General features: G+C 70.8%; 14 protein-coding genes. 5 read left to right on the plus strand and 9 right to left on the minus strand.

The genetic code is table 11. From position 1 onward, the window contains the following. Positions 1-51: 51 nt before the first annotated feature. Both OG447_RS10345 and OG447_RS10350 read right to left on the minus strand, forming a co-directional pair. Entirely contained in the window at positions 52-222 is a 171-nt protein-coding gene (locus tag OG447_RS10345) for a hypothetical protein (RefSeq protein WP_266936185.1), read from the minus strand. Between the two features lie 231 nt (positions 223-453). Beyond that, positions 454-1,323: a hypothetical protein gene (locus OG447_RS10350; protein ID WP_266936186.1), complete on the minus strand. Its 870-nt coding sequence runs from the start codon at positions 1,321-1,323 to the stop codon at positions 454-456. A 533-nt stretch (positions 1,324-1,856) separates the two neighbouring features. Here OG447_RS10350 and OG447_RS10355 point away from each other — a divergent pair. Then, positions 1,857-2,075 carry a hypothetical protein gene (locus tag OG447_RS10355; protein ID WP_266936187.1) on the plus strand — a complete coding sequence of 73 codons (219 nt, stop codon included), beginning with the start codon at positions 1,857-1,859 and terminating at the stop codon, positions 2,073-2,075. A gap of 37 nt (positions 2,076-2,112) precedes the next feature. Here OG447_RS10355 and mscL read toward each other — a convergent pair whose 3' ends face one another. The 6 genes from mscL to OG447_RS10385 all read right to left on the minus strand — a co-directional run bounded on the left by mscL (position 2,113) and on the right by OG447_RS10385 (position 8,141). Next, on the minus strand, positions 2,113-2,613 hold the full coding sequence (gene mscL / locus OG447_RS10360; RefSeq protein ID WP_266936188.1) for a large conductance mechanosensitive channel protein MscL: 501 nt from the start codon (positions 2,611-2,613) through the stop codon (positions 2,113-2,115). A gap of 123 nt (positions 2,614-2,736) precedes the next feature. Continuing rightward, positions 2,737-3,189, minus strand: coding sequence for a hypothetical protein (locus tag OG447_RS10365; protein ID WP_266936189.1), 453 nt, complete (start codon positions 3,187-3,189; stop codon positions 2,737-2,739). A 434-nt stretch (positions 3,190-3,623) separates the two neighbouring features. Further along, entirely contained in the window at positions 3,624-4,457 is an 834-nt protein-coding gene (locus OG447_RS10370) for an S-methyl-5'-thioadenosine phosphorylase (RefSeq protein WP_266936190.1), read from the minus strand. A gap of 74 nt (positions 4,458-4,531) precedes the next feature. After that, entirely contained in the window at positions 4,532-4,843 is a 312-nt protein-coding gene (locus OG447_RS10375) for an FmdB family zinc ribbon protein (protein ID WP_266936191.1), read from the minus strand. Positions 4,844-4,910: 67 nt separating this feature from the next. Then, the gene (locus tag OG447_RS10380) at positions 4,911-6,257 is read right to left on the minus strand and encodes an MFS transporter (RefSeq protein WP_266936192.1); all 1,347 of its coding nucleotides are present in this window, start codon (positions 6,255-6,257) and stop codon (positions 4,911-4,913) included. Between the two features lie 381 nt (positions 6,258-6,638). Then, on the minus strand, positions 6,639-8,141 hold the full coding sequence (locus tag OG447_RS10385; protein ID WP_323181824.1) for a potassium/proton antiporter: 1,503 nt from the start codon (positions 8,139-8,141) through the stop codon (positions 6,639-6,641). A 234-nt stretch (positions 8,142-8,375) separates the two neighbouring features. Here OG447_RS10385 and OG447_RS10390 point away from each other — a divergent pair, with 234 nt between their 5' ends. Beyond that, positions 8,376-11,228: a penicillin acylase family protein gene (locus OG447_RS10390; protein ID WP_266936194.1), complete on the plus strand. Its 2,853-nt coding sequence runs from the start codon at positions 8,376-8,378 to the stop codon at positions 11,226-11,228. Here OG447_RS10390 and OG447_RS10395 read toward each other — a convergent pair. Beyond that, a complete protein-coding gene (locus OG447_RS10395; RefSeq protein WP_266936195.1) occupies positions 11,223-11,837 on the minus strand; it encodes a 5-formyltetrahydrofolate cyclo-ligase in 615 nt (204 codons plus the stop codon). The two genes, OG447_RS10390 and OG447_RS10395, sit on opposite strands and share 6 nt — an antisense overlap. Before the next feature lie 96 nt (positions 11,838-11,933). Here OG447_RS10395 and galU point away from each other — a divergent pair, with 96 nt between their 5' ends. The 3 genes from galU (at position 11,934) to moaC (ending at position 14,756) form a co-directional block, all read left to right on the plus strand. Continuing rightward, positions 11,934-12,836: a UTP--glucose-1-phosphate uridylyltransferase GalU gene (galU, locus tag OG447_RS10400; protein WP_266936196.1), complete on the plus strand. Its 903-nt coding sequence runs from the start codon at positions 11,934-11,936 to the stop codon at positions 12,834-12,836. Between the two features lie 4 nt (positions 12,837-12,840). Then, positions 12,841-14,202 (plus strand): gephyrin-like molybdotransferase Glp, encoded by a 1,362-nt coding sequence (gene glp, locus OG447_RS10405; RefSeq protein WP_266936197.1) that lies wholly within the window; start codon positions 12,841-12,843, stop codon positions 14,200-14,202. Positions 14,203-14,276: 74 nt separating this feature from the next. Beyond that, the gene (gene moaC / locus OG447_RS10410; RefSeq protein ID WP_215015680.1) at positions 14,277-14,756 is read left to right on the plus strand and encodes a cyclic pyranopterin monophosphate synthase MoaC; all 480 of its coding nucleotides are present in this window, start codon (positions 14,277-14,279) and stop codon (positions 14,754-14,756) included. Positions 14,757-14,830: the final 74 nt, after the last annotated feature.

Raw genomic sequence — 14,830 nt, forward strand, 5'->3', positions numbered from 1 at the left:
CGGCTGATCCGTAGTCACCACTACAGAACCGGTGAGTTCCGTGCCCGCAGGTCAGGGCACATTGAGGACCTGGACCTCACCGATCGCCAGACTCGTCTGGCTCTGGCGGGTGGTGGTGATCGTGCCGGTCTGCCCCGCCCCCTCCCAGGCCACGTCCCATGTGCTGGTGGCGGTAACCGGGTAGCGGCCGCCCGGCGCCTGGGCGCTGGTCCGTTCGTACATGTGACCGCACGTCGGGGACGGCTGCTTCCCAGACTCCGGTGAGTACGGGGTGCCCGGGCCGGTGCAGGTGATGCTGGTCCCGTCGCCCATCGTCCAGAGGACCGTGCGGACCGTCGCGGTGGCGGTGACCGTGACGGAGCCGGCTGGCTCTATCCACGAGAACGGGAGTCGTTTGTCGATAAGTGCCTGTTTCTGAACCCTGTCTACGCAGGCCAGGGTTCAGACAGGTACTCAGACTGGCCTCATCTCAGCCCGGAAGGTGCCGTCGTCCGGCAGCACGAGCACCGCTCGTCCTGACTGCCAATCGCGGGGGACGAGGTAGAAGTGGGTCGGCGTTTTTGCAAGGGTGACAAAGCCGGTGTAGCGGAAGCGGTAGGGCCCGCCTCCGCTGCCCTTGTCCGTGTAGGTGATCCCCGGAACCTCATGGGCGATCTTCACCCGCGAGTAGATCACAACACCTGGATGGCCCCTGAACCCTTTGCCCGCGTCGATGGCGGCATCACTCCAGCCCGCGGCCGTCGCAGAGCGGGCCACGAAGACAAACAGGGCTGCCGCCACGGTCCCGACGAGCACCACCGCGGCGACGAGCCACATCCGCCTGCGCGTCGGCGCCCGACTGCCCGGGGCACCCCAATCTCCGGGCATCAGTCGGAGACCCAACAGGTACAGCGCGGCTCCCAGCGCTACGACTAGTGGTGCCCACGACCCCCGTACTTCTCCCACCGAGGCCGGGCTTGCTCCCACCAGGAGCCACTCTGAGAACACCCAGGGGGTCAGCAGAATGATGACCAGGCCGGGGTACAGGAAGCACCGGGCGACCACACGGCGCCGGGCTACATTCCGGGGGCCTGCCAACACATGTTCGATCGTGAACAGCAGCATCAGCAGGACCACGCCAATGCAAAACAGGAACCACACCGGGCTGAAGATCGCCTGCGGGCTGTTGGCCAAGTAGCCCTGTACGGAGAACTGGAGGTCGCCCCGCGGTACCCCGAAGAAGGAGTAGTACGTATCCGTGTAAGTGCTGCCGTAGAAGTAGAGCAAGCCGATGAAGACGGTCCCTGGCGCGAGGATGTACGCAGCCTTGTCGAGGAAGGACATCCACCGTGGGGGCCCCGGCCGCGACTGCTGGTCCACTCGGGGTACGCGCACGCGCGGCCCCCGGCTCCCCAGCGGGCGCCGCCGTCCGCCGCCGTCGGAATCGGGCATGATCACAATGTGACGAGCTAAACCCCCGGCCGCACGCCGAGCCGCACCATCTGGCTGACAGCGTCGGCAGGGCCGCGGCTGCCGGCCTGAACGGCCAGCAGACTCTCGCTGCCCTCGATCCAGGGCCGCTCTCGGAGCGATTCGCGGCCGTCAACCGGGCCCCTGGGTCGCGGTGACCGCGGTAAATGCTGCACCTGCCACAGACGCACCAGGACTTCCGTTCGCCCTTCCGTCACAGTGACCGATCTGCGAACCGGAGCGGTTCACCGGACTCCCGGCTCAAAGCCGCTGGCCTGCGTAGACAGGGTTCCAAAACAGGCACTATGCCACGTGCCTGGCGGTGTGCTGGTGGTTCTACGCCCGCAAGGGCGCCGAGGCCCCCAGTCGAGCCGGGCCCCCGGCGGGGGCGGCCGTACCCTGGAGGCATGAGCACCGCCCCCGCCTCCGACCCGCAGCCCGCGCCGAGCGGCGACCGTCCCGCGCACGGGACCGGCAAGCCCCGGCCCAGGCTGGTCTTCGACGACCCGCTGGACCAGCAGTCCTCGGACGACACCGACCGCGGCTGGGGCGAGCGGCCGCCCGCCGGCGGAAGCGCCGCCGACCTGGCCCGCTTCCTCGACGAGAAGCCCCCGCACCACATCTGACCGGACGCCGCGGTGCCCGACGCCGCCCGGACGGGACCTACAGCGCGTCGCGCGGACCCGTCGGACCGGCGGCGCCGCCCTGGGTGCCCCGCTGGGCCACCAGAGCGTCCCGGATCTCCTTGAGGACCTCCAGCTCGGTGATCTCCATGGTCTCCTGGACGCCTTCCTTGGCCTTGCGGCGGGCCTCCGCCTTGGCGAGGTACTTCGCCATCGGCAGCACCATCAGGAAGTACACCACCGCCGCGGTGATCACGAAGGTGAGCGTGGCGTTGAGCACCGAACCCCAGAGGATCTCGACACCCGTCGGCTGACCGCTCGCGTCGAGGCCGCACGGTTCCTTGAGGCACGACTTGTAGACGTCGAGGTTCTTCGTTCCGATGGCGCCCACCAGCGGTCCGATGATCCCCTTGACGATGGAGTTCACGATGTTCGTGAACGCCGCGCCGATGACAACGGCGACCGCGAGGTCGACCACGTTGCCGCGCATCAGGAAGGCCTTGAAGCCCGCCAGGACGCTCTCCTTCTTCTTCTCGCTCACCACTGAGCCTTTCTTCGTATCTGCCGAACATGGAGCCAACGGTTCCGAAAGCTACGGCAGTCCGGTCGCGGCCTGTCCAATCGGTGCCCACCTGAAGGCGACTTGACCGGTCGTCCGTACGAATCAGCACAACGTCACCGCCAGCCGTGTCACGGCACCCGCCCCCACGAGATCCCGCGCGGTGTCCCGGTCCACGGACAGCACCACCAGCGCCCCGCCGTCCCCGGCACCCTGCTCCGGAGCGGGCACTTCGGCGACCCGGGCCCCCGAGGCCACCACCCGGGGCGGCCCGGCGCGCTCGGCCGCGACCACGTCGACCCGGTCGCCGGGCCGCAGCAGCCGCACCGTCCCCGCGTCCGCGATGCGTACCGGCGCGGACACCGTCCGCACCACCGCCGCGGGCCGCTGCACCTCGGGCGGCGCGGCGCCCCGCGAGGCCTGCGCCTCCGTCCCGCCCACGGCGAGCGCCGCCGCCACGACGGCCAGCCCGGCCGACACGGCCCGCCGGCGCCGTCGCACGGCCCGGCGCAGCCGGCCCCCGCCCCGCCCCACGCGCAGCGGAGGGAACTGAGGCACCGGCCGTGCGGGGGCGCACGGAGAACAGCCCGCCGAGGCTGCCGCCGGAGCCGCCGCGGAAGGAGCGGAGGGGAAGGCCCGGGCAGGAGCACCCAGGGAGGAGGGCCGCGAGGAGGACCGGGAAGGGACGGAAGAAGCGCGGGTGGGAGTGCGGGAAGAAGCGGGGGAAGAAGGGCGGGAAGAAGCGGGGGAAGAAGGGCGGGAAGGAGCGCGGGAGGGAGCCGGGGACTCCGAACAGGTCGCAGGAGTACGGGACATGAGGACCACCGCCAAGCGGATGAGTGCCGTGCCCGGACCCAGCGCCCGGACACCCCTCACGATCCGCCCTCCCGCCCGGTCCCGCCCGAGCCTGTGGACAATCCCCAGGTTGTGGAAAACCCCGTCACCCGCGCGAGCGATGGAGCCTGGCAGAGCCCGTGGCCGGCCCGGCGGGGCTACGGCAGCTCGAAGCCCAGGTCCCAGCCGTCGTGCGCGTGCGTGCACAGGCAGTCGCGGGACTCTGTCGAGGGCAGCGCCGCCACCGCGTCGAAGAGCACCTCACGCAGCCGGCCGACGTTCTCGCCGAACACCTTCAGGACCTCCGTGTGGGACACGCCCTCACCGGTCTCCGCACCGGCGTCCAGGTCCGTCACCAGCGCCATCGAGGTGTAGCAGAGCCCCAGCTCACGGGCGAGCACCGCCTCCGGGTGGCCCGTCATGCCCACCACCGACCACCCCGCCGCGGCATGCCACCGCGACTCGGCGCGCGTCGAGAAGCGCGGCCCCTCGACGACGACCATGGTGCCGCCGTCGACCGGCTCCCACTCCCGCCGCCGGGCAGCCGCCATGGCCACCGACCGCCCGACCGGGCAGTACGGGTCGGCGAAGGTGGTGTGCACGACGTTCGGGACGCTTCCGTCGGGCAGCGGCTCCCCGTCGAAGTAGGTCTGCGCCCGCGACTTCGTACGGTCCACCAGCTGGTCGGGAACGAGCAGCGTGCCCGGACCGTACTCGGCCCGCAGGCCGCCGACCGCGCAGGGGCCGAGCACCTGGCGGACACCGACCGAGCGCAGGGCCCACAGGTTGGCCCGGTAATTGATCTTGTGCGGCGGGACGGTGTGGCTGCGCCCGTGCCGCGGCAGGAAGGCGACCTGGCGGCCGGCCAGTTCGCCCAGGTACAGGGAGTCGCTCGGGGGTCCGTACGGGGTCTCCACCTGGACCTCGGAGACGTCCTCCAGGAAGGAGTAGAAGCCCGAGCCGCCGATGACACCGATCTCTGCGTTCGCCATGCCGCCACCCTAACCGGGCATGCGGAAGGCCCCGCTGCCCGGGAGGGGCGGGCGGGGCCTCGCGGGAAAAGAGGTCAGGCGGCCGAGGTGGAGCTGCTGCTCGTGCTCGACGAGGTCGAGGCGGACGAGGACGACGCGGCGGGAGCGGCGGCAGCGGTCGAGGTCGTCGAGGACGACGGCTTCGAGGCAGGCGTGCTGCTCGACGAAGCACCGCGGCTGTCGTTCCGGTAGAAGCCGGAGCCCTTGAAGACGATGCCCACGGCGGAGAACACCTTCTTCAGGCGTCCGTCGCAGTTCGGGCACACGGTCAGCGCGTCATCGGTGAACTTCTGCACGGCCTCAAGGCCCTCACCGCACTCGGTGCACTGGTACTGGTAGGTCGGCACGAATTTCCTCCTGGCACTCTGACTCAATGAGTGCTAACGACGCTCCATGGTGACCTATTCCGGCCGATCAGTCCACCGTCACCGGCACGCGGTGACCGATCCCACGCTCGTTCGCCCGGTTCCCGGCGCCCTTCGGCGCGCTCTGCGCGGCGGCGGGCCGGGTGGCCTGCCCCGAAGCGCCGACGATCCGGCTCGGGGTCTTGGGCGCAAGCTTCGAGCGCAGCGCCACCAGGGTGACCAGAGCGAGCGCGGTGGCCACCAGGGGCACCAGGAAGCCGTACGAGGACCCGTGGGCGTCCGTCAGGCGGCCGGCCACGGTCACGGCGCCGGCCTGCCCGAAGGCGACCGCTCCGGTGAGCCAGGTGAAGGCCTCGGTCCGCGAGGCGGCCGGGATCAGCTGCTCGATCATGGTGTAGCCGGTGATCAGCGCCGGTGCGATGCACAGGCCGACGACCAGGCCGAGCGCGCCCAGCAGGATCGCGGAGTGCGCGGCCCACAGGAGCGAGGCGGCGGCGGTCAGGCCGACGTAGCCGAGCAGCAGGCGGCGGCGGGGGCCGATCTTCCAGGCGATGGTGCCCATGGCGATGCCGGCGACCATGTTGCCGGCCGCGAAGACGCCGTACAGGAGGCCGTTGGCCCCGGGGTTGCCGATCTCCTCGGAGAAGGCGGCGAGCGAGACCTGCATGCCGCCGAAGACGGCGCCGATGCCGATGAAGGCGACGATCAGGACGCGCAGGCCCGGGAAGGACAGGGCGGAGGCGTGCTTCTCACCGTCGGCGGCGCGGGCGACCGGCTTGGGCTGGGTGCCGCGCTGGGCGGCGAAGAGCAGACCGCCGACGATCGTCAGCGTCGCCTCGGTGATCAGGCCCGCGGAGGGGTGGATCGCGGTGCACAGGAAGGTGGCCAGCACCGGGCCCACCACGAAGGTGAACTCGTCGGTGACGGACTCGAACGCGGCCGCGGTCGGCAGCAGCGGGGAGCCCTCCAGCTTGGCGGCCCAGCGGGACCGGACCATGGGGCCGACCTGCGGGACGGAGGCACCGGCGGGGACGGCGGCCAGCGCGAGGGCCCACAGCGGCGCACCCAGCAGGGCGAGCGCGGTCAGGGCGCTGACGGCGGCGGCGTGCGCGAGGACGGCCGGCACCAGGACGCGGCTCTGGCCGATCCGGTCGGCCAGCTTGCCCATCTGGGGGGCGAACAGGGCCATGGAGACGCCGGTGACGGCGGCGACGATGCCGGCGCTGCCGAAGGATCCGGTGGTGTGCTGCACCAGCAGCACGATGCTGATCGTCAGCATCGCGAAGGGCTGCCGGGCGGCGAAGCCGGGGAGAAGGAAGCTGAGGGCGCCGGGCGTGCGCAGGAGCTGCCCGTAGCCGGGGCGGGCGGACTTGTCGGTCGTGACCGCGGATGTCACGGCCTGGCCTTTCCGCTGCCTGGTAGAGCTTCCCCGTCTGCGGACGATGCGCCGCCTTGTGAGCGGCCGCACCCGTACATGTGGGAGCCCCGAGAGCTGTCCTCTTGCGCAGAACCGAGTGATACCTGGGCGCCCACTGCGGGAGGGTGCCACGGCCGCTTTGCGGTCGCGCCAGCTCTGCGTCAGGCAGAGTTGGTTCGATCTGTTGTGCCTTAATCATACAAGGGGAACCGCTAGCACGCCCTGTGATTACGGTGACAAGCAGTGTCTTCACCTGCGATTAACTGGAACTTCGCATTCCAGACCCGCTTAAATCAGGGCATAACCGGCCTGAATCCGCCGAAATTGGCCGAATTAGAACGCCGCTCTAACCCGCGGTCCCTACCGCCCGGTCCCGTTCCCCGTGCCGAGCCAGCCCGCCAGCTTGCCGCCCCGGGCCACCGCCCGCAGCCGGGCCTCCGCCGCGTCCCGTACCGGATCCGTGGCCACCACCAGCAGCTCGTCCTCGCGCCGCAGCACCGTGGAGGGCATGGGTACGAAGCTCTTCCCGTCCCGGACCACCAGCGTGACCGAGGCCCCGGCCGGCAGCCGCAGCTCGCTCACCTCGACGCCGTGCATCCGCGAGGCCGGCGGGATCGCGAAGGACAGCAGGTGTCCGCGCAGCTTCTCCAGCGGCGCCGACTCGATGCCGAGGTCGGCGGGCTCCTCGGAGTCCCCGAGCTCCAGCTTGCGCGCGAGCCAGGGCAGGGTCGGCCCCTGCACCAGGGTGTAGACGACGACCAGTACGAAGACGATGTTGAAGACGCGGTCGCTGCCCTCGATCCCGGACACCATCGGGATGGTCGCCAGGATGATGGGTACGGCGCCGCGCAGGCCGGCCCACGACATCAGGGCCTGCTCCCGCCAGGGGACCCGGAAGGGCAGCAGGCTGACGAAGACCTCCAGCGGCCGCGCCACCATCGTGAGCACCAGCCCGATCACCACGGCGGGCCAGAAGTCGTGGACCAGCTCGTGCGGGGTGACCAGCAGGCCGAGCAGGACGAACATGCCGATCTGGGCGATCCAGCCGAGCCCGTCGGCGAAACCGCGGGTGGCGGGCCAGTGCGGCAGCTTCGCGTTGCCGAGCACCATGGCCGCCAGGTAGACGGCGAGGAAGCCGGAGCCGTGCGCCATGGCGCCCGCCGCGTACGCCGTGATGGCGATCGCCATCACGGCGATGGGGTAGAGGCCGGAGGCGGGCAGGGCCACGTGCCGCAGGCCGTACGCCCCCAGGAAGCCGACGGTCAGGCCGATCGCGGCGCCGATGGCCAGTTCCAGGGCGATCTTGCCGAGCAGGACGTACCACTCGTCCACCGGGCCGACGGTGGAGAAGGCGACGACGAGGATGACGACGGGTGCGTCGTTGAATCCGGACTCCGCCTCCAGGACGCCCGTGATCCGGGACGGCAGCGGCACCTTGCGCAGGACCGAGAAGACGGCCGCGGCGTCGGTCGAGGAGACGACCGCGCCGATCAGCAGGGCCTGGCGCCATTCCAGACCGACGAGGTAGTGCGCGCCCGCCGCCGTCACGCCCACGCTGACGGCGACACCGACCAGGGAGAGGACGACCGCGGCCGGCAGGGCCGGTTTGATCTCTTTCCACTTGGTGCCCAGACCACCCTCGGCGAGGATCACGACGAGTGCGGCGTAGCCGATGACCTGGGTCAGCTCGGCGTTGTCGAATACGACGTTGCCGATGCCGTCCTGGCCTATCGCGATGCCTATGCCGAGGTAGATGAGCAGGCTGGGGAGGCCGCTGCGTGAAGAGATGCGTACCGCCGCGACCGCGACGAGCAGCACGAGCGAGCAGACCAGCAGAAGCTCATTGAGCGTGTGGACAGTCAGCGGGCGGCCCTTTCCTCAAAGCGCCGGGCGGATCGTTCCTCCGGCGGCGCGTTCGGCAAGTACTTCGTTACCTTACCTAATCTTTGACGCTTTCTTGACGGGATAGTCACATTGTGAAACGCCTGTCCGCCCCTGTCCTCGTCAGCTCCACCCCTGGCGGATCAACGACTCGGGTCCTGCGCCTATGGTTGCTCCCAGTACTCCCAGGACCACCCTGCCCCTCTAAGGACAGCGATGCCCGCCAACGAAACCGCTCCTCCCGCCAAGAAGAAGGGACGACGCGCCCGTCTGATCGTGCTCGTACTGGTCCTGGCGCTCTTCGCGGGCCTCGGCTACGGGGCGTACTGGGGCGTGGACGGTGTGCGCGCCTCGTTCCCCCAGACCACCGGCTCCCTCAAGGTGCCGGGCCTGACCGGGACCGTCGAAGTCAAACGCGACGCCAACGGAATTCCCCAGCTCTACGCCGACAGCGACGCCGACCTCTTCCGCGCGCAGGGCTTCGTGCACGCGCAGGACCGGTTCTGGGAAATGGACGTACGCCGTCACATGACCTCCGGCCGGCTCTCGGAGATGTTCGGATCCGGCCAGGTCGAGACCGACGCCTTCTTGCGCACTCTGGGCTGGCGCCAGGTCGCCCAGACCGAGTACGACAAGAAGCTCTCGGAAGAGACCAAGAAGAACCTCCAGTCCTACGCCGACGGGGTCAACGCGTACCTGAAGGGGAAGTCCGGCAAGGACCTCTCCGTCGAGCACGCCGCCCTCAAGCTCAGCGACGGCTACCAGCCCGAGCAGTGGTCGCCGGTGGACTCGGTGGCCTGGCTCAAGGCGATGGCCTGGGACCTGCGCGGCAACATGCAGGACGAGATCGACCGCGCCCTGATGTCGAACAAGCTCACGCAGGCCCAGATCGACGAGCTGTACCCGCCGTACCCCTTCGACCGGAACAAGCCGATCGTCGAGGGCGGCAAGGTCGAGGGCGGCAAGTACACGCCCCAGGGCACCGGCGGCTCCACCGGTACGGGGAGCGGTTCGGGCAGCGGCTCCGGCTCCTCCCCGGTTTCCCAGGCCTCCGCGAACGGCGGCTCCGCCACCACCCCCACCGGCCTCGCCGACAACGCCACCGCCCAGGGCGCGACCGTAGGCCTGCGCACCCAGCTGACCTCCCTCGCCGAGACCCTGGACGAGATCCCCGCGATCCTCGGCCCCAACGGCAGCGGCATCGGCTCGAACTCCTGGGTCGTCTCGGGCAAGTACACGACCACCGGCAAGCCGCTGCTCGCGAACGACCCGCACCTGTCCCCGCAGCTGCCCTCGGTCTGGTACCAGATGGGCCTGCACTGCCGGACGGCCTCGGCCCAGTGCCAGTACGACGTGGCCGGCTACACCTTCTCCGGCATGCCCGGCGTGATAATCGGCCACAACACCGAGATCGCCTGGGGCATGACCAACCTCGGCGCCGACGTCACCGACCTCTACCTGGAGCAGGTCAAGCCCGAGGGCTACGTCTACGACAACAGGGTCCTCCCCTTCACCACCCGCGAGGAGGTCATCAAGGTCGCTGGCGGCGACAGCAAGAAGATGACCGTCCGCATGACCAACAACGGCCCGCTCGTCTCCGACCGCAGCGACGAGCTCGCCTCGGTCGGCTCCCGCGCCCCGGTCGCCAGCTCCGCCCCCGACCGCGGCAACGGCTACGCCGTCGCCCTGCGCTGGACGGCGCTGGAGCCGGGCAAGTCGATGGACGCGGTCTTCAGGATCAACAAGGCCAAGAACTTCGACGAGTTCCGCAAGGCCGCCGCGGACTTCGAGGTCCCCTCGCAGAACCTGATCTACGCCGACAACAAGGGCCTCACCGGCAACATCGGTTACCAGGCCCCGGGCCGCATCCCGGTCCGCGGCGCCGGTGACGGCCGGATGCCCGCGCCGGGCTGGGACTCCAAGTACGCCTGGAAGACCGACAAGGCCGGAAACGTCGAGTACATCAAGCAGGAGGAACTGCCCTACGAGTCCAACCCCTCCCGCGGCTACATCGTCACCGCCAACCAGGCCGTGGTGGAGTCCGGGACCGGCGCGGGCAAGTACCCGTACCTGCTGACCACCGACTGGGGCTACGGCGCCCGCAGCCAGCGGATCAACGACCTCATCGAGGCGAAGATCAAGGACAGCGGCAAGATCTCCACCGACGACATGCGCACCATGCAGATGGACAACAGCAGCGAGATCGCCGCGCTGCTGACCCCGATGCTGGCCAAGATCCAGGTCTCCGACCCGGACGTCCGCTCCGCGCAGAAGCTCCTGGAGGGCTGGAACTACACCCAGGAGCCCGACTCGGCGGCCGCCGCCTACTTCAACGCGGTCTGGCGCAACATCCTCAAGCTGGGCTTCGGCGACAAGATGCCCAAGGAGCTGCGCGTCGAGGGCAGCTGCATGAACGTCCCCGCCGACAGCAGCGGTCCGGCCGACGAGCTCGCCGAGCTGGTCCGCGAATGCGGTGCCCGCGACGACGACTCGGCGCAGCCGGACGGCGGCGACCGCTGGTTCGAGGTGGTCCGGCGCCTGGTCAAGGACGAGAAGTCGGCCTGGTGGCAGTCGCCCGCGGCCCGCAACCAGCCGGCCACCACCACCCGCGACGAGCTGTTCGCACGGGCCATGAAGGACGCCCGCTGGGAGCTGACCGCCAAGCTCGGCAAGGACCAGTCCACCTGGAGCTGGGGCCGCCTGCACCAGCTGACGCTGAAGAACCAGACGATCGGCACCGAGGGCCCCGGCTACATGCAGTGGCTCCTCAACCGCGGCCCGTGGAACCTGGGCGGCGGCGAGGCCACCGTCAACGCGACCGGCTGGAACGCCGCCAGCGGGTACGGGGTCACCTGGGTGCCGTCGATGCGCATGGTCGTCAACCTCAACGACCTGGACAAGTCCCGCTGGATCAACCTGACGGGCGCCTCGGGTCACGCCTACAACAGCAATTACACGGACCAGACGACGATGTGGGCCAAGGGCGAGCTGCTGGAGTGGCCCTTCGGCAAGGAGGCCGTCGACAAGGCGACGGTCGACACCCTGACCCTCAAGCCGGACGGTTCATGAGCTGAAGCGGAGCACCCCCGACGGGGTGGCCACCGCCCTGACGGGGTGGTCGTGCGGTTCCTCCGGGACCCGCGCGACCACCTCGTCGTCGTAGAGGAGCACGACCAGCGCGGCCTCGCTCCCGGCCCGCTCCAGCCGCTCCAGCACCCGGTCGTACGAGCCCCCGCCCCGCCCGAGCCGCATGCCCCGCCGGTCCACCGCGAGCCCCGGCAGCAGGACGGCGTCGGCCCCGGCCACCGCGTCCGGCCCGAGCGCGGGTCCGGTCGGCTCCCACAGCCGCATCTTCCCCGGGTGCGCGGTCCCGGCGAGGCCGCGCGGGCCCTCGTAAAGGCCCCAGTCGAGGTCGTTGTCGGGCAGCAGCAGGGGCAGCAGTACGCGCTTGCCGGCCGCGCGCAGGGCGTCGAGCAGCTCGCGGGTGCCGGGCTCGGTGCCGACGGAGACGTATGCCGCCACCGTGCGCGCGTCGGCCAGTTCGGGCAGCGCGAGGGCCGAGGCGGCGAGGGCGGCGGCGGCCGCGCTGCGGGTTTCGGGGGACAAGGCGCGGCGCGCGGCCAGGAGTTCTCGGCGCAGCTGGGCCTTGGCGGAGGCGGGGTGCGGGTTCTCGGTCACAGAGGGATCCAAATATCCTCAGGAAATCGGTACATAAGCGGACCTACCTACTGCGATCTCGTCTGGCGTTCGGCGGGACCCACTATCGTTCGGGGCATGACTATGTTGCACCCCGTGATCAAGAAGGCCGTGATTCCGGCCGCGGGCCTCGGCACTCGCTTCCTCCCGGCGACCAAGGCGACCCCGAAGGAAATGCTTCCTGTCGTGGACAAGCCGGCCATCCAGTACGTGGTCGAGGAGGCCGTGGGAGCCGGGCTCGACGACGTACTCATGATCACTGGGCGTAACAAGCGTGCCCTGGAAGACCACTTCGACCGGAACTACGAACTGGAGTCCGCCCTCATCGCCAAGGGCGACGACGACCGGCTCAAGAAGGTCCAGGAGTCCAGCGACCTGGCCACCATGCACTACGTCCGCCAGGGCGACCCGCGCGGCCTCGGGCACGCCGTGCTCTGCGCCGAGCCGCACGTCGGCCGCGAGCCCTTCGCCGTCCTGCTCGGCGACGACCTCATCGACCCGCGCGACCCGCTGCTGCGCCAGATGGCCGACATCTACGCCCGCACCGGCGGCACCGTCATCGCCCTGATGGAGGTGGACCCGGCCAACGTGCACCTCTACGGCTGCGCCGCCGTGGAGGCCACCGACGAGGAGGACGTGGTCCGGATCACCGGGCTCGTCGAGAAGCCGGACGCGGCGGACGCCCCCAGCAACTACGCGGTCATCGGACGCTATGTCCTCAACCCCGCGATCTTCGACATACTGCGGGAGACCGAGCCGGGCCGCGGTGGGGAGATCCAGCTCACCGACGCCCTGCAGAAGCTGGCCGCCGACGAGACCATCGGCGGTCCGGTGCACGGCGTGGTCTTCCGGGGCCGCCGCTACGACACCGGCGACCGCGGGGACTACCTGCGGGCCATCGTCCGCCTCGCGTGCGAGCGTGAGGACCTGGGCCCGGAGTTCCGCACCTGGCTTCACCGTTACGTCACGGAGGAGATGTAGCACCTTGAGCAGTTCCGCACCGCAGGACACCGGCCGGCACCAGGGCGAGCAGCGCCTGTGGTCGGTGGACGAGCACCTCGCGGACGTCCTCGCCGCCGTCCGGCCGCTGGAGCCCATCGAGCTCCAGCTGCTGGACGCCCAGGGCTGTGTCCTGGTCGAGGACGTCACGGTGCCCGTGGCCCTGCCGCCCTTCGACAACAGCTCCATGGACGGCTACGCCGTCCGTACGGCCGACGTCCAGGGCGCGAGCGAGGAGTTCCCCGCGGTGCTGACGGTCATCGGGGACGTGGCGGCGGGCAGCGGCGAGCTGCCCACCGTCGGCCCCGGCCAGGCCGCGCGCATCATGACCGGCGCCCCGCTGCCCCCCGGCGCGGAAGCCGTCGTACCGGTCGAGTGGACCGACGGCGGCACCGGCGGCGGCGCCGCCTCCGGGATGACCCCGGCCAGCTCCGCTCCCGAGGGGGCGGCCGGCGAGGTGCGGGTGCACCGCGCGGCCGAGGCGCGGGCGCACGTCCGCGCGCGCGGCAGCGACGTACAGGCAGGAGACCTGGCCCTGGCCGCCGGGACGGTCCTCGGCCCGCCGCAGATCGCCCTGCTGGCCGCCATCGGCCGCGGCACCGTCCGGGTGCGGCCCCGCCCGCGCGTGGTCGTCCTGTCCACCGGCAGCGAGCTGGTCCAGCCCGGCGAGGCACTGGCCGCGGGAACGATCTACGACTCCAACAGCTTTGCGCTGGCCGCGGCCGCGCGGGACGCCGGGGCCATCGCGTACCGGGTGGGAGCCGTCGCCGACGACGCCGACACCCTGCGCTCCACCATCGAGGACCAGCTGATCCGGGCCGACCTGCTGGTCACCACCGGCGGGGTCAGCGTCGGCGCGTACGACGTGGTCAAGGAGGCGCTGACCGCGGTGGCCGCCGGCGGGGAGGACGGTCAGGACATCGCCGGCGGCGGGATCGACTTCCGCAAGCTCGCCATGCAGCCCGGCAAGCCGCAGGGCTTCGGCTCCATCGGCCCGGACCACACCCCGCTGCTGGCACTGCCCGGCAACCCGGTCTCCTCCTACGTCTCCTTCGAGCTGTTCGTGCGCCCCGCGATCCGGGCGCTCATGGGCCTGCCGGAGTCCGAGGTCAGCCGGCCGAGCGTCCGGGCGGTGCTGAAGGCCGACAAGGCGCTCGGCTCCCCGGCCGGCCGCCGCCAGTTCCTGCGCGGCACGTACGACGCCGAGAGCGGCACGGTCAGCCCGGTCGGCGGAACGGGCTCGCACCTGATCGCCGCACTGGCCCACGCCGACTCCCTCATCGTCGTCCCGGAGGACGTCACCTCGGCGGAGCCCGGGGCCGAGCTGGAAGTGATCCTGCTCGGCTGAAGTCCCGCCGGTGCGGGTAGCGTGTTGCACCACACAGGCCCCCAGGGGGCCCGGACGGAAGCGGCGCGCAGATCATGAGTACGCAGAGCAGGCTGACCCACATCGACGAGGCCGGCGCGGCCCGGATGGTCGACGTCTCCGAGAAGGACGTCACCACCCGTACGGCGCGGGCCAGCGGACGGGTGCTCGTGTCCCCCCGGGTGATCGAGCTGCTGCGCGGCGAGGGCGTCCCCAAGGGCGATGCCCTCGCCACCGCGCGGATCGCCGGGATCATGGGCGCCAAGAAGACCCCCGACCTGATCCCGCTCTGCCACCCGCTGGCGGTCTCCGGCGTGAAGGTCGACCTGTCGGTCGCCGACGACGCCGTCGAGATCCTCGCCACGGTGAAGACGACCGACCGTACGGGCGTCGAGATGGAGGCGCTGACCGCCGTCGCAGTCGCCGGGCTCACCGTGATCGACATGGTGAAGGCCGTCGACAAGGGCGCCGTGATCACCGACGTCCGGGTGGAGGAGAAGACCGGCGGGAAGTCCGGCGACTGGGCCCGCTCGTGAACGCCCCGCGCGGCGGCGAGGTCCACAGCCACCACCCCGCGACGGGCGAGGCCTGGGCAGCCGAACCGCCCGGC

This window comes from Streptomyces sp. NBC_01408 (genome assembly GCF_026340255.1).
Lineage (GTDB): Bacteria > Actinomycetota > Actinomycetes > Streptomycetales > Streptomycetaceae > Streptomyces.

Bases quoted from the DNA above. Each gene is read 5' to 3' on its own strand.
- OG447_RS10345 (WP_266936185.1), bottom strand. From the start codon at position 222: ATGTACGAACGGACCAGCGCCCAGGCGCCGGGCGGCCGCTACCCGGTT.
- OG447_RS10350 (WP_266936186.1), bottom strand. From the start codon at position 1,323: ATGTCCTTCCTCGACAAGGCTGCGTACATCCTCGCGCCAGGGACCGTC.
- OG447_RS10355 (WP_266936187.1), top strand. From the start codon at position 1,857: ATGAGCACCGCCCCCGCCTCCGACCCGCAGCCCGCGCCGAGCGGCGAC.
- OG447_RS10370 (WP_266936190.1), bottom strand. From the start codon at position 4,457: ATGGCGAACGCAGAGATCGGTGTCATCGGCGGCTCGGGCTTCTACTCC.
- OG447_RS10390 (WP_266936194.1), top strand. From the start codon at position 8,376: ATGCCCGCCAACGAAACCGCTCCTCCCGCCAAGAAGAAGGGACGACGC.
- galU (WP_266936196.1), top strand. From the start codon at position 11,934: ATGACTATGTTGCACCCCGTGATCAAGAAGGCCGTGATTCCGGCCGCG.
- moaC (WP_215015680.1), top strand. From the start codon at position 14,277: ATGAGTACGCAGAGCAGGCTGACCCACATCGACGAGGCCGGCGCGGCC.